General features: G+C 48.3%; 1 protein-coding gene. It reads right to left on the bottom strand.

What is annotated here, in order from left to right; genetic code table 11:
* Positions 1–264: 264 nt before the first annotated feature.
* Complete coding sequence (locus ACOI7D_RS27770; protein WP_000427614.1) at positions 265–1,269, bottom strand: IS110-like element IS5075 family transposase; 1,005 nt, start codon at positions 1,267–1,269, stop codon at positions 265–267.
* Between the last annotated feature and the right edge of the window lie 68 nt (positions 1,270–1,337).

Here is a 1,337-nt window from a genome sequence, read left to right as displayed (position 1 = left end):
AAAACGGAATCTATGGTCACTCCCGTTTTTGCAACACCGATTTTGACGACAAGTTGGCTTGCTTGAATCTATCCGGCGTCTGAATGGGATTTTATTCCCGCGCCTCGATGAGTTCCGCGCCTGATGAACCTCCAGAAAATATACGGCTTCAATGAGCCTTTCCGTTTTACAGGTTCCTCAACAGGCCGGTGGGCCGTTAGTATCATCAATATCAGTATTCGCAAAACCAGATGAATGATTGTTTAAACTGGTGTATTTCTGCCTTTATGCTTCGTAAGTTTGCTGTCGCGCCGTCAGTGCCCAGGCTATTCTGGCCAGCTTGTTTGCCAGAGCACAGGTGACGACAAAGTTGCTTTTCCGACACAACAACTCCCTGACCCAGTCGGCCAACTTGCCAGACTGGTGTTCCAGTTTTTGTATGAATACCCTGGCACACTGAACCAACAAAGTTCGGATCTTTTTGTTGCCCCGCTTGCTAATCCCTAACAATGTCGTCCGACCTCCCGTGCTGTACTGTCGGGGTACCAGCCCTGTTGCCGCCGCAAAGTCACGGCTGCTGGCGTACTGCTTCCCGTCGCCAATCTCAGTTGAAATAGTACTGGCAGTCAGCGTTCCAACGCAGGGAATACTCAGCAAGCGCTGTCCAACCTCATCTTCGTCCAACTTTCGTTTCAACTGAGATTCCAGATCTTTAATCTGCTCAACAAGATAGTGATAATGCTGTTGTAATTTCAGCAGTAACTGGCTGAGATAAAGAGGCAAACTACTGTCCTCAAGAAGGGTACTCAGTCGACTAATAACGGCAGCACCTCGCGGAACGCTGATACCAAATTCCAGCAGAAAAGCATGCATCTGATTAGTTGTTTTCACCTTATCCTGAACCAGGGATTCACGGACACGATGCAGAGCTCGCATTGCCTGCTGAGATTCGGTTCTGGGCTGCACGAAACGCATAGATGGACGTGATGCTGCTTCACAGATAGCTTCAGCATCAACGAAGTCATTTTTGTTGCTTTTAACGAATGGGCGGACAAATTGCGGTGATATCAGCTTTGGAAAATGCCCTAACTCTGCCAGCTTGCGTGCCATAAAGTGAGAACCGCCACAGGCTTCCATCGCGATGGTTGTTGCCGGGCATGTCGCCAGAAATTCGATTAGCTTTGGTCGGGTGAATTTTTTACGGTAAACGGCCTTCCCACGATGATCCTGACAATGAATATGGAAAGAGTTCTTACCCAGATCGATACCAATAAGCGCAATGTTTTCCATGATGGTTCTCCGAATGAAAGGCTGTCCTCAGCATAGTACTGGGAAGGAGGGAGTGACCATCTCATTAA

The sequence above is a fragment of the Klebsiella sp. C360 genome (assembly GCF_048822415.1).
Classification (GTDB): Bacteria; Pseudomonadota; Gammaproteobacteria; order Enterobacterales; family Enterobacteriaceae; genus Klebsiella; species Klebsiella quasipneumoniae.
Note: the sequence above shows the minus strand (reverse complement) of the source record. Positions and strands in the feature narration are given on the sequence as shown.